The sequence below is a fragment of the Salmonella sp. SAL-020 genome (genome assembly GCF_017372215.1).
Taxonomy (GTDB): domain Bacteria; phylum Pseudomonadota; class Gammaproteobacteria; order Enterobacterales; family Enterobacteriaceae; genus Salmonella; species Salmonella enterica.
This window is the reverse complement of record NZ_CP071690.1, coordinates 2,956,899-2,975,424: the sequence shown is the minus strand read 5'-3', so window position 1 is coordinate 2,975,424 and position 18,526 is coordinate 2,956,899. Positions and strand designations below refer to the sequence as shown.

Annotated in this window: 13 protein-coding genes; 7 read left to right on the top strand and 6 right to left on the bottom strand. The window is 54.7% G+C overall.

What is annotated here, in order from left to right; translation table 11 throughout:
* Positions 1 to 32: 32 nt before the first annotated feature.
* Positions 33 to 944, top strand: a complete 912-nt coding sequence (locus J1G48_RS14590; RefSeq protein WP_000597928.1) for a LysR family transcriptional regulator — start codon at positions 33 to 35, stop codon at positions 942 to 944.
* A gap of 90 nt (positions 945 to 1,034) precedes the next feature.
* On the opposite strand, the gene infA is transcribed toward J1G48_RS14590, so the two are convergent.
* The 6 genes from infA to trxB form a co-directional block, all read right to left on the bottom strand.
* Positions 1,035 to 1,253 carry a translation initiation factor IF-1 gene (gene infA, locus J1G48_RS14585; RefSeq protein ID WP_001040187.1) on the bottom strand — a complete coding sequence of 73 codons (219 nt, stop codon included), beginning with the start codon at positions 1,251 to 1,253 and terminating at the stop codon, positions 1,035 to 1,037.
* Positions 1,181 to 1,564: a membrane protein gene (locus J1G48_RS14580; protein WP_001539595.1), complete on the bottom strand. Its 384-nt coding sequence runs from the start codon at positions 1,562 to 1,564 to the stop codon at positions 1,181 to 1,183. The genes infA and J1G48_RS14580 overlap by 73 nt, the downstream gene beginning before the upstream one ends.
* A complete protein-coding gene (aat, locus tag J1G48_RS14575; protein ID WP_001241649.1) occupies positions 1,565 to 2,269 on the bottom strand; it encodes a leucyl/phenylalanyl-tRNA--protein transferase in 705 nt (234 codons plus the stop codon).
* Positions 2,270 to 2,313: 44 nt separating this feature from the next.
* Positions 2,314 to 4,035, bottom strand: a complete 1,722-nt coding sequence (gene cydC, locus J1G48_RS14570) for a cysteine/glutathione ABC transporter ATP-binding protein/permease CydC (RefSeq protein ID WP_001202260.1) — start codon at positions 4,033 to 4,035, stop codon at positions 2,314 to 2,316.
* Entirely contained in the window at positions 4,036 to 5,802 is a 1,767-nt protein-coding gene (gene cydD, locus J1G48_RS14565) for a cysteine/glutathione ABC transporter permease/ATP-binding protein CydD (protein ID WP_001044541.1), read from the bottom strand.
* Positions 5,803 to 5,915: 113 nt separating this feature from the next.
* Positions 5,916 to 6,884: a thioredoxin-disulfide reductase gene (trxB, locus tag J1G48_RS14560; RefSeq protein ID WP_000537407.1), complete on the bottom strand. Its 969-nt coding sequence runs from the start codon at positions 6,882 to 6,884 to the stop codon at positions 5,916 to 5,918.
* 545 nt (positions 6,885 to 7,429) lie between these two features.
* Here trxB and lrp point away from each other — a divergent pair.
* From lrp to dmsA, 6 genes are all read left to right on the top strand, one after another.
* Positions 7,430 to 7,924, top strand: coding sequence for a leucine-responsive transcriptional regulator Lrp (lrp, locus tag J1G48_RS14555; RefSeq protein ID WP_000228469.1), 495 nt, complete (start codon positions 7,430 to 7,432; stop codon positions 7,922 to 7,924).
* Positions 7,925 to 8,058: 134 nt separating this feature from the next.
* Positions 8,059 to 12,180, top strand: coding sequence for a DNA translocase FtsK (ftsK, locus tag J1G48_RS14550; RefSeq protein ID WP_001680783.1), 4,122 nt, complete (start codon positions 8,059 to 8,061; stop codon positions 12,178 to 12,180).
* Positions 12,181 to 12,322: 142 nt separating this feature from the next.
* Complete coding sequence (lolA, locus tag J1G48_RS14545) at positions 12,323 to 12,934, top strand: outer membrane lipoprotein chaperone LolA (RefSeq protein ID WP_001519746.1); 612 nt, start codon at positions 12,323 to 12,325, stop codon at positions 12,932 to 12,934.
* Positions 12,935 to 12,943: 9 nt separating this feature from the next.
* Positions 12,944 to 14,287, top strand: coding sequence for a replication-associated recombination protein RarA (rarA, locus tag J1G48_RS14540; RefSeq protein WP_000067792.1), 1,344 nt, complete (start codon positions 12,944 to 12,946; stop codon positions 14,285 to 14,287).
* A gap of 258 nt (positions 14,288 to 14,545) precedes the next feature.
* Positions 14,546 to 15,838, top strand: a complete 1,293-nt coding sequence (serS, locus tag J1G48_RS14535; RefSeq protein WP_000886697.1) for a serine--tRNA ligase — start codon at positions 14,546 to 14,548, stop codon at positions 15,836 to 15,838.
* A 236-nt stretch (positions 15,839 to 16,074) separates the two neighbouring features.
* On the top strand, positions 16,075 to 18,519 hold the full coding sequence (gene dmsA / locus J1G48_RS14530; protein WP_000850262.1) for a dimethylsulfoxide reductase subunit A: 2,445 nt from the start codon (positions 16,075 to 16,077) through the stop codon (positions 18,517 to 18,519).
* Positions 18,520 to 18,526: the final 7 nt, after the last annotated feature.

Below are 18,526 nucleotides of genomic sequence, written 5' to 3'. Positions count from 1 at the left end.
GGCTCATACCGTTCCATTAATAGGACAATGTAATGATAAAAACGGATCTCAATGATTTTGCGTGGTTTGTGCATGTGGTCGAAGAGGGTGGGTTTGCCGCGGCGGGGCGTGCGCTTGATGAACCAAAATCAAAACTGAGCCGGCGTATTGCGCAACTGGAGGAACGGCTGGGCGTGCGATTGATTCAGCGAACCACCCGGCAGTTTAACGTTACCGAAGTGGGACAAACATTCTATGAGCACTGTAAAGCGATGCTGGTGGAAGCTCAGGCGGCGCAGGATGCCATTGCCGCATTGCAGGTAGAGCCTCGCGGTATCGTGAAGCTGACCTGCCCGGTGACGCTGCTGCATGTACACATCGGCCCAATGCTGGCGAAGTTTATGGCGCGTTATCCTGATGTTTCGCTACAGCTTGAAGCGACCAATCGTCGGGTGGACGTCGTAGGGGAGGGGGTGGATGTGGCGATTCGCGTCAGGCCGCGCCCGTTTGAAGATAGCGACCTGGTGATGCGCGTCCTGGCTGACAGAGGGCATCGCCTGTTTGCCAGCCCGGATCTTATCGCACGGATGGGAATCCCTTCCGCGCCGGCGGAGTTGAGCCATTGGCCAGGGCTAAGTCTTGCATCCGGCAAGCATATTCACCGCTGGGAACTTTATGGCCCGCAGGGCGCACGTGCGGAAGTCCATTTTACCCCGCGTATGATTACCACCGACATGTTGGCGCTACGCGAGGCGGCGATGGCGGGCGTGGGGCTTGTGCAGCTACCTGTCTTAATGGTGAAAGAACAACTGGCCGCCGGTGAACTGGTCGCGGTGCTGGAAGAGTGGGAGCCCCGGCGGGAGGTTATTCATGCTGTGTTCCCATCCCGGCGAGGGCTATTACCTTCCGTACGTGCGTTGGTCGATTTTTTGACGGAAGAGTATGCGCGGATGGTGGAAGAGTAACCTGCTCGTCATTCATCGACTTAATGGACGCAAAAAAGGCCGGTTAAACCGACCTTTTATCCAGCCGCCCTTCAGGGCGTGAGGAGACAATTAGCGACTACGGAAGACAATGCGGCCTTTGCTCAGGTCGTACGGGGTCAGCTCAACGGTCACTTTGTCGCCCGTCAGGATGCGGATGTAGTTCTTACGCATTTTACCGGAGATGTGTGCAGTAACCACGTGACCGTTTTCTAACTCTACGCGGAACATGGTATTAGGTAACGTTTCGAGAACGGTACCTTGCATTTCAATATTGTCTTCTTTGGCCATCTAATCCTCTGGGGTATCACTACCATAATTTGAACCGGCAAGATAATGCCGAACTTCTTTTGATAAGTAAAGATTTGTGCGTTTAAAACACAGCAAACCAGGTTTAGCACATGATTCCGCGACACACGACAACGCCGCGTTATACACCTTTTCCCTGATACTACCGCCTGATGAATCGACATAAGCGCAACATATAAGGGAACGGTGAAATAAACGATGGGCGTTACCTGACAACGGGCTGCGGGATAATGAGCTAAACCAATTCTGCGGCAGCAATTATAACACCCCAATAAAAAATGTGCCGAAAACATTCACTTCCGGGGCAAAAATAATGTCCGCGGCACCCAAAAACGGGAGGCCAGCGGCTGTTGGCGTAAGGCCGCGAGGTGATCGAGGTAGTCACGACGTGGAATTTCAATGGCACCGAGCGAGGCGGTATGACTATTAAGTACCTGACAATCAATAAGTTTACCGCCGTGACGGATAAATTCAGCGCAAAAAACCAGCAGTGCGGTTTTAGAGGCATTCTCCTGGCGGCTAAACATCGATTCGCCGCAAAACAGCGCCCCCTGCGAGACGCCATACATCCCGCCGACCAGTTCCCGATCGCGCCACACTTCAATGGAGTGCGCGTGGCCCAATTCATGTAATCGGCGATAGGCTTCCTCAATACCACGCGTTATCCAGGTGCCTTCGTCACGGTGATTGGCGCATCCATCAATGACCCGATCGAAAGCGTAATTGAGCGTCACGCGGTAAGGGGATGCGTTGTGAAAGCGCTTCATGCTGCGACTGAGGTGAAACTTTTCAGGCCACAGCACGGCGCGCGGATCGGGCGACCACCACAGAATCGGGTCGCCCGGCGAAAACCACGGGAAAATCCCGTGCTGGTAGGCCATTAACAACCGGGCAGGGCTGAGATCGCCGCCCAGCGCCAGTAAACCGTTAGGCTCGCGTAAAGCGCCTTCCGGCGAAGGGAAGGCGATAGAATGTCGGGAAAGCTGAACCAGACGCATGACGGCGAAACTCCAGTACGCAAGTCGGATCGTTCAATAATAGCTTACAGACGTTGTTTAAACTGATAATAGCGCCCTTGTCCGGCTAACAATTCTGCATGAGTGCCTCGCTCAATGATGCGCCCGTCGTCCATTACGATGATTTGATCAAAACGGGCCAGGCCGCGCAAACGGTGCGTCACCATCAGGACGGTTTTCTCGCGCATCACATCGGCAAGTAATTCCAGCATTTCGCTCTCGGTGGTCGCATCCAGCCCCTCAGTGGGCTCATCCAACAGCATTAACGGAGCATCATGCAACAGCGCGCGGGCGATGGCCAGACGACGAAGTTCGCCGCCGGATAGCAGACGACCGCCTTCGCCGAGCCAGCTATTAAGCCCACTATCTTCGAGCAGATTTTCGAGGCCGACGTGACGCAGCATATCGGAAAGGGCTTCGTCGCTGGCATTGGGCGCCGCCAGTAATAAATTATCACGCAGCGTGGCGCTGAACAGGTGGACACGCTGCGGCACCACGCTGATAGTCCGGCGTAAGGCGGATTCGCTCAACGAGGATAGCGGAAGATCGTTGAGCAGAATTTCGCCTTGTTGCGGGTCCCAGGCGCGGGTGAGTAGCTGCAACAGCGTTGATTTTCCGCAGCCGGTACGCCCCAGAATAGCGACATGCTCGCCAGGATTAGCCTGTAATGAGAGGGCATTGAGCGCATTAATCGGCTGGTCGGGATAACGAAACGAAACGTCCCGCAGGGTGAGTGTGACCTTTTCCGGCGCGGGAGTTTCTGATTGCGGAAAGGTCACCTCCGGTTTTTGCTCCGTTAATTCAGTGATACGAAGCGCAGAGGCGATAACCTGCCCCAGATGCTGGAATGCGCCGGTAACGGGCGCAAGCGCCTCGAAAGCCGCCAGCGCGCAGAAGACAAACAGCGCGATGAGCGCGCCGGGCTGCGTATTGCCGCCAACGCCGCCGGAGGCCATCCACAACATTAACATCACCGCCAGCGCACCAATCAGCAGCATTAACGCCTGCGATAAGGCGGTGAGTTCAGACTGTCGGCGTTGGGCCTCATGCCATTGTAATTCGGTGGCTTCCATTTGCGCCCGATAGCGTTTGCTGGCGCCAAAAATGGTGAGTTCCGCCTGGCCCTGTAACCATGACGTGAGCTGCTGGCGATACTGACCGCGTAGATGCGTCAGATTTTGGCCGGTATTTTTGCCGGCGCGATAAAACACCGGCGGCATAATAAACAGCGTCAACAGCATAATGCCGCCCAGCGTGATCGCCAGCGTCACGTCGAGAACGCTAAGCCCCAGGGTGACAATCATAATCACTACAAAAGCGCCGACCAGCGGGGAGATGACGCGCAAATAGAGATGATCCAGCGTGTCAACGTCGGCAACGATGCGGTTCAGCAGTTCACCTTGCTGATATCGCGCCAGACCCGCGGGGGAGAGCGGTAAAAGTTTGCTAAAGGTATAAATACGCAGATGTTGCAGCACGCGGAACGTGGCGTCATGACTTACCAGACGTTCAAAATAACGACCAGCGGTACGGGTAATGGCCGCGCCGCGCACGCCGGCTGCCGGGAGCATATAGTTAAAACTGTAAATTCCCGCGAAGCCTGCGATAGCGGACGCGGACAGGAACCAGCCGGAAAGCGTCAGCAGCCCGATACTGGCAAGCAGGGTCAGGATTGCCAGCGCAATTCCCAGCGTTAGCATCCATTTATGGCGTTTATAAAGCGTCAGATAAGGGAGTAGCGCGCGCATTTAAATATCCTCCTGACGATGAGCCAATAACGTCGCAAAAGCGCCGTTGGCGGCGCTGAGTTCGGCATAACTGCCTTGTTCGACAATCGCGCCATCTTGCATAACCCAGATAGCGTCCCAGTCGGCGAGATCTTCCAACTGATGCGTCACCATTAATGTGGTCTGGCGTTTTGACGCCGCTTTTAACGCCTGCATGACGCGTTGCTCGCTGTGAGCGTCCAGGCTTGCCGCCGGTTCATCCAGCAGTAGCAGTTGACAGGGATTAAGTAGCGCACGGGCGACCGCTACACGCTGTGCCTGGCCGACGGAAAGTCTGCTGGCATGATTGCCGAGCGGGGTGTCTACTCCCTGCGGCAGCAGCGGTAAAAACTCGCTTACCCATGCGGCGTCAAGCGCGGCATAAAGTTCCTGCTCGCTGGCGTCCGGGCGCGCCAGTAATACATTTTCGCGTAGCGTCGCCGCAGGTAATTGCGGGTTTTGCCCAACCCAGGAGAGATGCTGGCGCCAGGATTCCGGCGAGAGATCGCGAAGCTCGACACCGTTAATACGCAAAGATCCCTGATAGGAGAGAAAACCGGATAATACATTCAACAGAGAGCTTTTACCGGAACCGCTGCGTCCTACCAGGACGGCGCGTTCTCCTGCCGCTAATGAGAAATTCAGCGGCCCGGCAAGCGTTTTGCCTTCTGGCGAGGTGATAATAAGATTGACTGCGTCAATGGTTACAGGTTCGTTTTCCGCCAGCTCAACTTCGCCGCGCGCCGGGTGGGCGAGGGGTGTTTCCAGAAACGTCTTCAGACTATCCGCCGCGCCAACCGCCTGCGCCTTAGCATGATAAAACGTGCCGAGGTCGCGTAATGGCTGGAAAAACTCCGGCGCGAGGATCAAGGCGAGGAACCCGGCGGCGAGCGTCACGCCGGTACCGTAATGACCAAAGTTCAGCTCGCCCAGGTAAGAGAAGCCAAAATAAACGGCGACCAGCGCAATAGAAAGCGAGGTGAAAAATTCCAGCACGCCGGAAGATAAAAAGGCGAGGCGCAGTACTTCCATCGTGCGCTGACGAAAATCCTGCGATGCTGCGCGAATGCTCTCAGTTTCCGCTTCTCCACGACCGAAAATTCGCAGCGTTTCCATCCCGCGCAGACGGTCAAGAAAATGGCCGCTTAGCCGGGCAAGCGCCAGGAAATTGCGGCGGTTGGCGTCAGCCGCGCCCATCCCCACCATCGCCATAAATAGGGGAATGAGCGGGGCGGTGCCCAGCAGAATCAGCGCTGCCGCCCAGTTTGACGGGAAAATCGCCGCCACGATTAAGAGCGGTACGCAAACGGCAAGCGCCATTTGCGGCAGATAGCGCGCATAATAGTCATGCATATCGTCAATCTGCTCCAACACCAGCGTCGCCCAGCTACCGGCGGGCTTGCCCTGAATCCAGGCTGGGCCGGCTTGCTGCAGACGATCCAACACCTGACGGCGGATCTCAAAGCGAATATGTTGTCCGGCATGAAAACCGACGCGCTCGCGCAACCACACCACCCAGGCGCGGAGGACAAAGACCAGTATCAGCAGGATAAAAGGGAGCAACAGCGCTTCCCGTGGAATGTTCTCCATGATCATATGTTGCAGGATACGCGCCATGATCCAGGCCTGAGCGACAATTAATACGCCACTCATGAACCCCAACAGGCGGGAAATATTCAACCACCGTTGGGAGATTACGCTTTGCTGTTTTAACCAGCGGGTCAGCTCTTTTTGACGGGTTTTATTCATTGCACGCTTAGCAGGTGAGTTATTGGAATTTCAGGCAGGGCAATGTTACAACGACGCAAAAATAAAGGCGACTTATAGTCGCCTTTTTTACTTTTGTTACTGATTTGTAAAAACTATTTGCTCGCGTCGGCCAGACCATCGAGATAGCGTTCAGCATCCAGCGCCGCCATACAGCCCGTACCTGCAGAGGTGATCGCCTGACGGTAAATATGATCCATGACGTCACCCGCCGCGAATACGCCAGGGATGCTGGTTTGTGTGGCGTTGCCATGGGTGCCGGACTGAACTTTGATATAACCATTTTCCAGCTCAAGCTGGCCTTCGAAGAGCGCCGTGTTTGGGCTATGACCGATGGCTACGAAAAGTCCGGCGATGTCCAGCGTCTCGATATTATCGCTCTGCTGCGTGTCGCGAAGACGCAGACCGGTGACGCCCATCTGATCGCCGGTCACTTCTTCCAGCGTCCGGTTGGTGTGCAGAATGATATTGCCATTTTCGACTTTATCCATCAGGCGCTTAATGAGGATTTTTTCAGCGCGGAAACCGTCACGGCGATGGATAAGGTGCACTTCCGAAGCGATGTTGGACAGATAAAGCGCTTCTTCAACCGCGGTGTTGCCGCCGCCGATCACCGCTACTTTCTGATTGCGGTAGAAGAAACCGTCGCAGGTTGCGCAGGCGGAAACGCCGCGCCCTTTAAAGGCTTCTTCCGATGGCAGCCCCAGATAGCGCGCGGAAGCGCCGGTCGCAATGATCAACGCATCACAAGTGTACTCTGCGCTGTCACCTGTCAGACGGAACGGACGATTTTGCAGATCCACGTTGTTGATGTGATCAAAAATTATCTCGGTTTCAAATTTTGCCGCATGTTCATGCATGCGTTCCATCAGCAGCGGGCCGGTCAAATCGTTTGGATCGCCGGGCCAGTTTTCCACTTCCGTCGTGGTAGTCAGTTGACCGCCTTTTTCCATACCGGTAATAAGTACCGGCTGTAAATTTGCGCGCGCGGCATACACCGCCGCGGTATATCCCGCCGGTCCTGAGCCCAGAATAAGCAGCTTACTGTGTTTGGTCGTGCCCATGAGATCCCCATAGTTGTTGGCAGACAATGAGCAGAATTGTAGGGAATTTACAGACGTAAAAAAAGAGCATAACGATTTTGTTAACAATATGTGTAATAGCATGAACCGATGAACGGCCGCGACAGCGACGTTATCATCACAAACTTTAATTAAAATCGGTAACTTATAAGGTGACGAAATGACAGTTTACCGCCCTCTCTAATGAATAACTGGCATGTTGTACTAAAAATCGATGTTTTGCTTTGACAATCACCTGCTGTTTTGCGAAAACATTCGAGGAAGAAAAAACTGTGTTATGTATGTGCTGCATAATCATGCATGTAAATACCATGTTTACCGGGCTAGTGAAATCTACGCATGGCGTGGACAGACGCCATTCGTGATGTCGATAGCTGCCGCGAGGCAACGGTCTTCTCACCATAGACCAGGCATTGCGCGCCGTTAATCCCTCTGGGTTTCGGTCTATCGTGATGGGCAGCGACTCTGAACAGTGATGTGAGTAGAGTCAGGCAGGAGTAGGGAAGGAATACAGAGAGACAATAATAATGGTAGATAGCAAGAAGCGCCCTGGCAAAGATCTCGACCGTATCGATCGTAACATTCTTAATGAACTGCAAAAGGATGGGCGTATTTCCAACGTCGAGCTTTCTAAACGAGTAGGACTTTCGCCGACACCTTGCCTTGAGCGTGTGCGTCGGCTGGAGCGACAGGGGTTTATCCAGGGCTATACGGCGCTGTTGAACCCGCATTATCTGGATGCGTCACTTCTGGTATTCGTTGAGATTACCTTAAATCGCGGCGCGCCGGATGTGTTTGAACAGTTTAATGCCGCCGTGCAAAAGCTTGAAGAGATTCAGGAGTGTCATTTGGTTTCCGGCGATTTCGACTACCTGTTGAAAACCCGTGTACCGGATATGTCAGCGTATCGAAAACTATTGGGAGAGACGTTGCTGCGCTTGCCAGGTGTGAACGACACCCGAACTTACGTAGTGATGGAAGAGGTAAAACAGAGTAATCGTCTGGTTATTAAGACACGCTAACACGGAACAGGTGCAAAATCGCTGTAGTTTGATTACACTCCTGTTAATCCATACAGCAACAGTGCCGGGGCAACCCGGTGCTGTTGTCCGTTTTAGCATCGGGCGGGAAAAGCCTGGAACCTGGAGAGCCTTTTTTGAGCCAGGAATATACTGAAGACAAAGACGTCACATTGACGAAGTTAAGCAGCGGGCGCCGACTTCTGGAAGCGTTGTTGATACTTATTGCCCTTTTTGCCGTCTGGTTGATGGCGGCCTTGTTGAGCTTTAACCCTTCGGACCCCAGTTGGTCGCAAACCGCCTGGCATGAACCCATCCATAATTTAGGCGGCGCGCCGGGCGCGTGGCTGGCCGATACACTGTTCTTTATTTTTGGCGTAATGGCCTACACCATCCCTGTCATTATTGTCGGCGGGTGTTGGTTTGCGTGGCGTCATCAGTCTACGGATGATTACATCGACTATTTTGCTGTGTCGCTACGCCTTATCGGCGTGCTGGCGCTGATTCTCACTTCCTGCGGTCTGGCGGCCATTAATGCCGACGATATCTGGTATTTCGCCTCTGGCGGCGTAATTGGCAGCCTGTTAAGCACCACGCTGCAGCCGTTGTTGCATAGTAGCGGCGGAACGATAATGCTTCTCTGTATTTGGGCTGCCGGGCTGACGCTCTTTACCGGCTGGTCCTGGGTCAGTATCGCCGAAAAATTAGGCGGCTGGCTGCTTAATATACTGACCTTCGCCAGCAACCGTACCCGGCGTGATGATACGTGGGTTGACGACGAAGAGTATGATGACGAATACGATGAAGAAACCGACGGCGTGCAGCGTGAATCTCGCCGGGCGCGTATTTTGCGCGGCGCGTTGGCGCGTCGTAAGCGACTGGCTGAAAAATTCAGCAATCCACGGGGCCGTCAGACCGATGCCGCGCTCTTTTCCGGCAAACGGATGGATGATGACGAGGACATTCAGTATAGCGCGCGCGGCGTCGCTGCCGATCCCGACGACGTTCTGTTTTCGGGCAACCGTGCGACGCAGCCGGAATATGATGAATATGATCCGCTGTTAAACGGCCATTCTGTCACCGAACCGGTCGCCGCCGCTGCGGCTGCAACTGCCGTCACCCAGACGTGGGCAGCGTCCGCCGATCCCATAATGCAAACGCCGCCCATGCCTGGGGCTGAGCCGGTTGTCGCGCAACCGACCGTGGAGTGGCAGCCCGTACCGGGGCCGCAAACCGGCGAACCGGTTATCGCGCCTGCGCCGGAGGGGTATCAGCCGCATCCGCAATATGCTCAACCGCAAGAGGCGCAAAGTGCGCCGTGGCAGCAACCTGTGCCTGTCGCTTCCGCGCCGCAATACGCCGCGACGCCAGCGACCGCAGCAGAATATGACTCTCTTGCGCCGCAGGAAACACAGCCGCAATGGCAGGCGCCGGATGCCGAACAACACTGGCAGCCGGAGCCGACCCATCAGCCGGAGCCGGTTTATCAGCCGGAGCCGATAGCGGCTGAACCTTCCAACATGCCGCCGCCGGTTATCGAACAGCCGGTTGCCACCGAGCCTGAACCTGACACAGAAGAGACCAGACCCGCCCGTCCTCCGCTTTACTATTTTGAAGAGGTGGAAGAGAAACGCGCCCGTGAGCGCGAACAACTGGCGGCATGGTATCAACCGATTCCGGAGCCGGTAAAAGAGAACGTGCCGGTCAAACCTACGGTATCTGTCGCGCCGTCCATACCGCCAGTGGAAGCGGTAGCCGCCGCCGCGTCGCTTGACGCAGGTATTAAGAGTGGCGCCCTGGCAGCAGGCGCCGCGGCCGCTGCGCCTGCATTTAGTCTGGCTACCGGCGGCGCGCCGCGTCCGCAGGTGAAAGAGGGGATTGGTCCGCAACTGCCGCGTCCGAACCGCGTTCGCGTGCCGACCCGACGGGAACTGGCATCGTACGGTATTAAGCTGCCGTCACAGAGGATTGCAGAAGAAAAAGCCCGCGAGGCGGAGCGCAATCAGTACGAGACGGGCGCGCAGCTAACCGATGAAGAAATAGATGCAATGCATCAGGACGAGTTAGCCCGTCAGTTTGCGCAGTCGCAGCAGCATCGTTATGGTGAAACGTATCAGCATGATACTCAACAGGCAGAAGATGACGAGACCGCTGCGGAAGCTGAATTAGCCCGCCAGTTTGCCGCTTCGCAACAGCAGCGCTATTCCGGCGAGCAACCCGCTGGCGCGCAGCCGTTCTCACTGGACGATCTGGATTTCTCGCCAATGAAAGTATTGGTTGATGAAGGTCCGCACGAACCGCTGTTCACGCCGGGTGTCATGCCCGAGTCAACGCCTGTTCAGCAACCTGTAGCGCCGCAGCCGCAGTATCAGCAGCCGCAGCAACCGGTAGCGCCGCAGCCTCAGCCACAGTACCAGCAGCCGCAACAGCCGGTAGCGCCGCAACCGCAGTATCAGCAGCCGCAGCAGCCGGTAGCGCCTCAGCCGCAGTATCAGCAGCCGCAACAGCCGGTAGCGCCGCAGCCGCAGTATCAGCAGCCGCAGCAGCCGGTAGCGCCGCAGCCGCAGTATCAGCAGCCGCAACAGCCGGTAGCACCGCAGCCGCAGTATCAGCAGCCGCAGCAGCCGGTAGCGCCGCAGCCACAGTATCAGCAGCCGCAGCAGCCGGTAGCGCCGCAGCCACAGTATCAGCAGCCGCAACAGCCGACAGCGCCGCAAGACAGCTTGATCCACCCGCTGTTGATGCGTAACGGCGACAGTCGTCCATTACAGCGTCCGACGACGCCGCTGCCTTCGTTAGATCTTCTGACGCCGCCGCCGAGCGAAGTTGAACCGGTAGATACCTTTGCGCTGGAACAAATGGCGCGTCTGGTTGAAGCGCGTCTGGCGGATTTCCGCATTAAAGCTGATGTGGTGAACTATTCGCCAGGCCCGGTCATTACTCGCTTTGAACTGAATCTGGCCCCGGGCGTTAAAGCGGCGCGTATCTCCAACCTTTCCCGGGATCTGGCGCGCTCATTGTCAACGGTAGCCGTACGCGTTGTGGAAGTCATTCCAGGCAAACCTTACGTAGGGTTGGAATTGCCGAACAAGAAACGGCAAACCGTTTATCTGCGCGAAGTGTTGGATAACGCCAAATTCCGCGAGAATCCGTCGCCGCTTACCGTGGTGTTAGGTAAGGATATCGCGGGCGATCCGGTAGTGGCGGATCTGGCGAAAATGCCTCACCTGCTGGTGGCCGGTACGACCGGTTCCGGTAAGTCGGTCGGGGTTAACGCCATGATCCTCAGTATGCTGTATAAAGCGCAGCCGGAAGACGTTCGCTTTATCATGATCGACCCGAAAATGTTAGAACTCTCGGTCTATGAAGGTATACCGCATCTGCTGACAGAAGTTGTTACCGACATGAAAGACGCGGCTAACGCGTTACGCTGGAGCGTCAATGAGATGGAGCGTCGCTATAAGCTGATGTCCGCGCTCGGCGTGCGTAATCTGGCTGGTTATAACGAGAAAATCGCCGAAGCGGCCCGCATGGGACGCCCGATTCCGGACCCGTACTGGAAGCCGGGCGACAGTATGGATGTTCAGCATCCGGTTCTGGAAAAACTGCCGTATATCGTGGTACTGGTTGATGAATTTGCCGACCTGATGATGACCGTCGGTAAAAAAGTTGAAGAGTTGATCGCGCGTCTGGCGCAGAAAGCGCGCGCCGCGGGGATTCACCTGGTACTGGCGACGCAGCGTCCGTCGGTCGATGTGATTACTGGTTTAATTAAAGCCAACATTCCAACCCGTATCGCTTTTACCGTATCCAGCAAGATCGACTCCCGCACCATTCTTGATCAGGGTGGCGCTGAGTCGTTATTGGGAATGGGGGACATGCTCTATTCCGGACCAAACTCCACCATGCCGGTACGTGTCCATGGGGCGTTTGTGCGTGACCAGGAAGTCCATGCGGTGGTGCAGGACTGGAAAGCGCGCGGTCGTCCGCAATATGTGGATGGCATTACCTCCGACAGCGAAAGCGAAGGTGGCGGTGGCGGTTTTGACGGCGGCGAAGAATTAGATGCGCTATTCGATCAGGCCGTTAATTTCGTCACCCAGAAGCGTAAAGCGTCCATTTCCGGCGTTCAGCGTCAGTTCCGCATCGGCTATAACCGTGCGGCGCGTATTATCGAACAGATGGAAGCGCAGGGTATTGTCAGCGCTCAGGGGCATAACGGTAATCGTGAAGTGCTGGCTCCGCCGCCTTTTGAGTAAACCTGTAAGCCGGATGGCGCTGTGCAGGCTGCCATCCGGCAACAAAATTCAGTATTTTCTTCTTTCCTCATGCTGATTTTTGGCCTGGAATAGAAAGCAAAAGGAGCTCCTGGTCGGGAGTGTCGAAACCTGAGGAATAATGATGAAAAAAATGGCAATCGCCTGTGCATTACTTTCAAGCGTTGTAGCCAGCAGCGTATGGGCTGACGCCGCCAGCTCTCTGAAAAGCCGTCTGGATAAAGTGAGCAGCTTTCATGCCACCTTTACTCAAAAAGTCACCGATGGCAGCGGTGCCGCGGTGCAGGAGGGACAGGGTGATTTATGGGTTAAGCGGCCAAATCTATTCAACTGGCATATGACGCAACCTGACGAGAGTATTCTGGTTTCTGACGGCAAAACGTTATGGTTCTATAACCCGTTTGTAGAACAGGCTACCGCCACGTGGTTGAAAGATGCCACTGGAAATACACCGTTTATGCTGATTGCCCGCAACCAGGCCAGCGACTGGCAGCAGTATAATATTAAGCAGGATGGCGATAATTTTGTGCTGACGCCGAAAGCCAGCAACGGCAATCTGAAACAGTTCACCATCAATGTGGGACGCGACGGGACTATCCACCAGTTTAGCGCCGTAGAACAAGACGATCAGCGTAGCGCCTATCAGCTAAAATCCCAGCAAAACGGCGCTGTTGATCCGTCAAAATTTACGTTTACTCCGCCGCAAGGGGTAACGATAGACGACCAACGTAAGTAGAGGCGATGAGTGAGCAATCTGTCGCTCGATTTTTCTGATAATACGTTTCAACCGCTGGCCGCGCGAATGCGGCCGGAAAATTTAGCGCAGTATATCGGCCAGCAGCATTTGCTGGCCGCAGGTAAGCCGTTGCCTCGCGCTATTGAGGCCGGGCATCTGCACTCCATGATTTTATGGGGGCCGCCAGGGACGGGGAAAACCACGCTCGCTGAAGTGATCGCCCGCTACGCCAGCGCCGATGTCGAGCGTATTTCCGCCGTCACTTCTGGGGTAAAAGAGATTCGTGAAGCTATCGAGCGCGCCCGCCAGAATCGTAATGCTGGTCGCCGTACCATCCTGTTTGTCGATGAAGTGCATCGCTTTAACAAAAGCCAGCAGGACGCCTTTTTACCGCATATCGAAGATGGCACTATCACCTTTATCGGCGCGACCACGGAAAATCCCTCTTTTGAGCTGAACTCGGCGCTATTGTCGCGAGCGCGGGTCTATCTGCTGAAATCGTTGACCACTGACGATATCGAGCAAGTACTGGACCAGGCGATGCAGGACAAAACGCGTGGTTACGGCGATCAGGATATCGTGTTACCGAATGAGACACGGCGAGCGATTGCTGAGCTGGTCAATGGCGACGCGCGGCGCGCCTTAAATACGCTGGAAATGATGGCTGATATGGCGGAGGCGGATGACAGCGGCAAACGCGTTTTATTGCCCGCCTTGTTGACCGAGATCGCCGGCGAGCGCAGCGCGCGTTTTGATAACAAAGGCGATCGCTTCTACGATCTTATTTCCGCCTTACATAAATCAGTGCGCGGCAGCGCGCCGGATGCCGCCCTCTATTGGTATGCCCGTATCATTACTGCGGGAGGCGATCCGCTGTACGTGGCGCGTCGCTGCCTGGCGATTGCCTCGGAAGATGTGGGTAATGCCGATCCGCGCGCGATGCAGGTCGCCATTGCCGCGTGGGATTGTTTCACCCGCGTTGGCCCGGCTGAAGGCGAAAGGGCGATCGCGCAGGCTATCGTTTATCTCGCCTGCGCACCGAAGAGCAACGCCGTCTATACCGCCTTTAAGGCTGCGCTGGCCGACGCGCGCGAACGTCCTGATTATGACGTTCCTGTCCATCTGCGTAATGCGCCAACCAAACTGATGAAAGAGATGGGCTATGGCCAGGAGTACCGCTATGCCCACGATGAGCCCAATGCCTATGCTGCGGGTGAAGTGTACTTCCCGCCGGAAATCGCGCAAACGCGCTATTATCATCCGACAAATCGTGGTCTGGAAGGCAAGATTGGCGAAAAGCTCGCCTGGCTGGCTGAACAGGATCAAAATAGCCCCACAAAACGCTACCGCTAGTGTAAACGTTGCGGTAAGGTTATCTCTAAATATGATGCTCCAGGTATCATGGCGTTGATGATGAATCTCGTTATGCCTGATAGCACGTTGCTTATGAGGTCCGCGGGTATAGCGCAATGGATGCGTTGTTGCTGTCGTCGGTCTGGTAAGGCGAAAACGTCGCTATTACGTAAACGCGGTTTACGTTCATCAATACAATCAGAGGCGATCATCAATTGATCGCGTTTCCTTTTATTATTCGATAAGCACAGGATAAGCATGCTCGATCCCAATCTGCTGCGTAATGAGCCAGACGCAGTCGCTGAAAAACTGGCACGCCGGGGCTTTAAGCTGGATGTAGATAAGCTGCGCGCTCTTGAAGAGCGTCGTAAAGTTTTGCAGGTCAACACGGAAAACCTGCAGGCGGAGCGTAATTCTCGATCGAAATCCATCGGCCAGGCGAAAGCGCGCGGGGAAGATATCGAGCCTTTACGCCTGGAAGTGAATAAACTGGGCGAAGAGCTGGATGCGGCGAAAGCCGAGCTGGATACCTTGCTGGCGGAGATCCGCGATATCGCACTGACCATCCCAAACCTGCCTGCGGATGAAGTGCCGGTAGGTAAAGATGAAAACGACAACGTTGAAGTCAGCCGCTGGGGTACCCCGCGTGAGTTTGATTTTGAAATCCGCGATCACGTCACCTTAGGGGAAATGCACTCCGGCCTCGACTTTGCCGCCGCGGTTAAGCTGACCGGCTCCCGTTTTGTGGTGATGAAAGGACAGATTGCGCGTATGCATCGCGCATTGTCGCAGTTCATGTTGGATCTGCATACGGAACAGCACGGCTATAGCGAAAACTACGTGCCGTATCTGGTTAACCACGACACGCTGTATGGCACCGGTCAACTGCCGAAATTCGCAGGCGACTTGTTCCATACCCGTCCGCTGGAAGAAGAAGCAGACAGCAGCAACTATGCTTTGATCCCGACGGCGGAGGTTCCGCTGACCAATCTGGTACGCGATGAAATCATCGACGAAGATCAACTGCCGATTAAAATGACGGCGCATACGCCTTGTTTCCGTTCTGAAGCAGGTTCTTATGGTCGTGATACCCGTGGCCTGATTCGTATGCATCAGTTTGACAAAGTTGAGATGGTGCAGATCGTTCGCCCGGAAGATTCTATGGCTGCGTTGGAAGAGATGACCGGCCACGCGGAAAAAGTGCTCCAGCTACTGGGACTGCCGTACCGTAAAATCATTCTGTGCACTGGCGATATGGGCTTCGGCGCCTGCAAAACCTATGACCTCGAAGTCTGGGTTCCGGCGCAGAATACCTACCGCGAGATCTCTTCCTGCTCTAACGTCTGGGACTTCCAGGCGCGTCGTATGCAGGCACGTTGTCGCAGCAAGTCCGACAAAAAGACCCGTCTGGTCCATACCCTGAATGGTTCTGGTCTGGCGGTAGGTCGTACCCTGGTGGCTGTGATGGAAAACTATCAGCAGGCTGATGGCCGCATTGAAGTGCCGGAAGTATTACGTCCGTACATGAACGGACTGGAATATATCGGCTAATCCTCGCTTTCTCCTCTTCTAAAAAGCGCCTTCGGGCGCTTTTTTTATGCCAGTTTGATACCGGACAATAATCCCTACCCTATTAGGGGTAATACTGATTTCGAATGAAGGTCAGTTTTTAACACTATTTTTCTATTTTTTCGATATATATCAGACTTTATAGCGAAGTTGTCGCTATATAAAATTCTATACATCGTTTTATTGCTTTTTTATTGTGAGCAGCAGAGTGAGCCCTTATGAAAACTAAGATCCCTGATGCCGTGCTGGCAGCCGAGGTGAGCCGTCGTGGTTTAGTCAAAACCACCGCGATAGGCGGCCTGGCGATGGCCAGTAGCGCATTTACCCTGCCATTTACCCGCATCGCTAACGCCGCAGAGGCGATAAGCCCGACGAAAACCGACGAGAAAGTCGTCTGGAGCGCCTGTACGGTAAACTGTGGCAGCCGTTGTCCGCTACGTATGCATGTTGTGGATGGCGAAATCAAATATGTTGAAACGGATAATACCGGAAACGATGATTACGATGGCCTGCACCAGGTTCGCGCCTGCCTGCGCGGTCGTTCTATGCGTCGTCGCGTCTATAACCCGGATCGGCTCAAGTATCCGATGAAGCGCGTCGGCGCGCGCGGCGAAGGTAAATTTGAGCGTATTAGCTGGGACGAAGCCTACGATATCATTGCCACCAATATGCAGCGTCTTATCAAAGAGTATGGCAACGAGTCCATTTATCTGAACTATGGCACGGGAACGCTGGGCGGCACTTTGACACGTTCATGGCCGCCAGGAAAAACGCTGGTCGCTCGTCTGATGAACTGCTGCGGCGGTTATCTTAATCACTACGGTGATTACTCTTCCGCGCAAATCGCAGCGGGTCTGAACTACACCTATGGCGGCTGGGCGGATGGCAATAGTCCGTCCGACATTGAAAACAGTAAGCTGGTGGTATTGTTTGGCAATAACCCTGGCGAAACCCGCATGAGCGGGGGCGGTGTAACGTATTATCTTGAACAGGCGCGGCAGAAATCAAACGCGCGGATGATCATTATCGATCCTCGTTACACCGACACCGGCGCCGGTCGCGAAGATGAGTGGATTCCGATTCGTCCAGGTACCGATGCGGCGCTGGTCAATGGTCTGGCATATGTCTTAATCACCGAGAACATGGTCGATCAGCCGTTCCTGGATAAATATTGCGTTGGTTATGACGAAAAAACCTTGCCTGCCAGCGCGCCGAAAAACGGTCACTACAAAGCCTATATTCTGGGCCAGGGTAAAGACGGTATCGCGAAGACGCCGGAGTGGGCGGCGCAAATTACCGGTATCCCGGCGGATCGCATTATTAAGCTGGCGCGAGAAATCGGCAGCGCTAAACCCGCCTATATTTGCCAGGGATGGGGACCACAACGTCATGCTAATGGAGAAATCGCCACGCGCGCCATCTCGATGCTGGCGATCCTGACGGGTAATGTTGGGATTAACGGAGGTAACAGCGGCGCGCGCGAAGGGTCTTATGCCCTGCCATTTGAACGTATGCCCACGTTAGAAAACCCGGTTGAAACCAGCATCTCCATGTTTATGTGGACCGATGCCATTGAACGCGGCCCGGAAATGACGGCGCTGCGTGATGGCGTGCGGGGGAAAGATAAGCTGGACGTGCCGATTAAAATGATCTGGAACTATGCTGGCAACTGTTTGATTAACCAGCACTCTGAGATTAACCGCACCCACGAAATCCTGCAGGATGACAAGAAATGCGAAATGATCGTCGTTATCGACTGTCATATGACCTCGTCGGCAAAATACGCCGATATTCTGTTGCCGGATTGCACTGCTTCTGAGCAGATGGACTTTGCGCTGGATGCCTCCTGCGGGAACATGTCTTACGTTATCTTCACTGACCAGGCAATTAAACCGCGCTTCGAGTGTAAGACGATTTATGAGATGACCAGCGAACTGGCGAAACGTCTTGGCGTGGAACAACAGTTTACCGAAGGACGGACGCAAGAAGAGTGGATGCGTCATCTGTACGAACAGTCGCGTAAATCCATTCCGAATCTGCCCACCTTTGAGGAGTTCCGTAAGCAAGGCATCTTCAAACAGCGCGACCCCGAAGGCCACCATGTCGCCTATAAAGACTTCCGCGAAGATCCGCAAGCGAATCCACTTACAACGCCATCGGGCAAGATTGAAATCTATTCACAGGCGTTGGCGGATATCGCCGCTACCTGGGAGCTGCCGGAAGGCGACGTGATCGATCCATTACCGATCTACACGCCAGGTTTTGAAAACTATAACGATCCGCTAACGGATAAATTCCCGCTGCAGTTGACGGGTTTCCACTATAAAGCGCGTGTGCATTCCACTTATGGCAACGTAGACGTACTGAAAGCCGCCTGTCGCCAGGAAATGTGGATTAACCCAATGGATGCGCAGAAACGCGGTATCAACAATGGCGATAAAGTCCGCATCTTCAACGATCGCGGCGAAGTTCATATCGAGGCTAAAGTGACGCCGCGCATGATGCCGGGCGTGGTCGCTCTGGGAGAAGGCGCATGGTATGACCCGGATGCAAAACGCGTGGATCAGGGCGGATGTATTAACGTACTGACGACCCAACGTCCTTCTCCGCTGGCGAAGGGGAACCCGTCACATACGAACCTCGTTCAGGTTGAAAAGGCGTAAGGAGTAA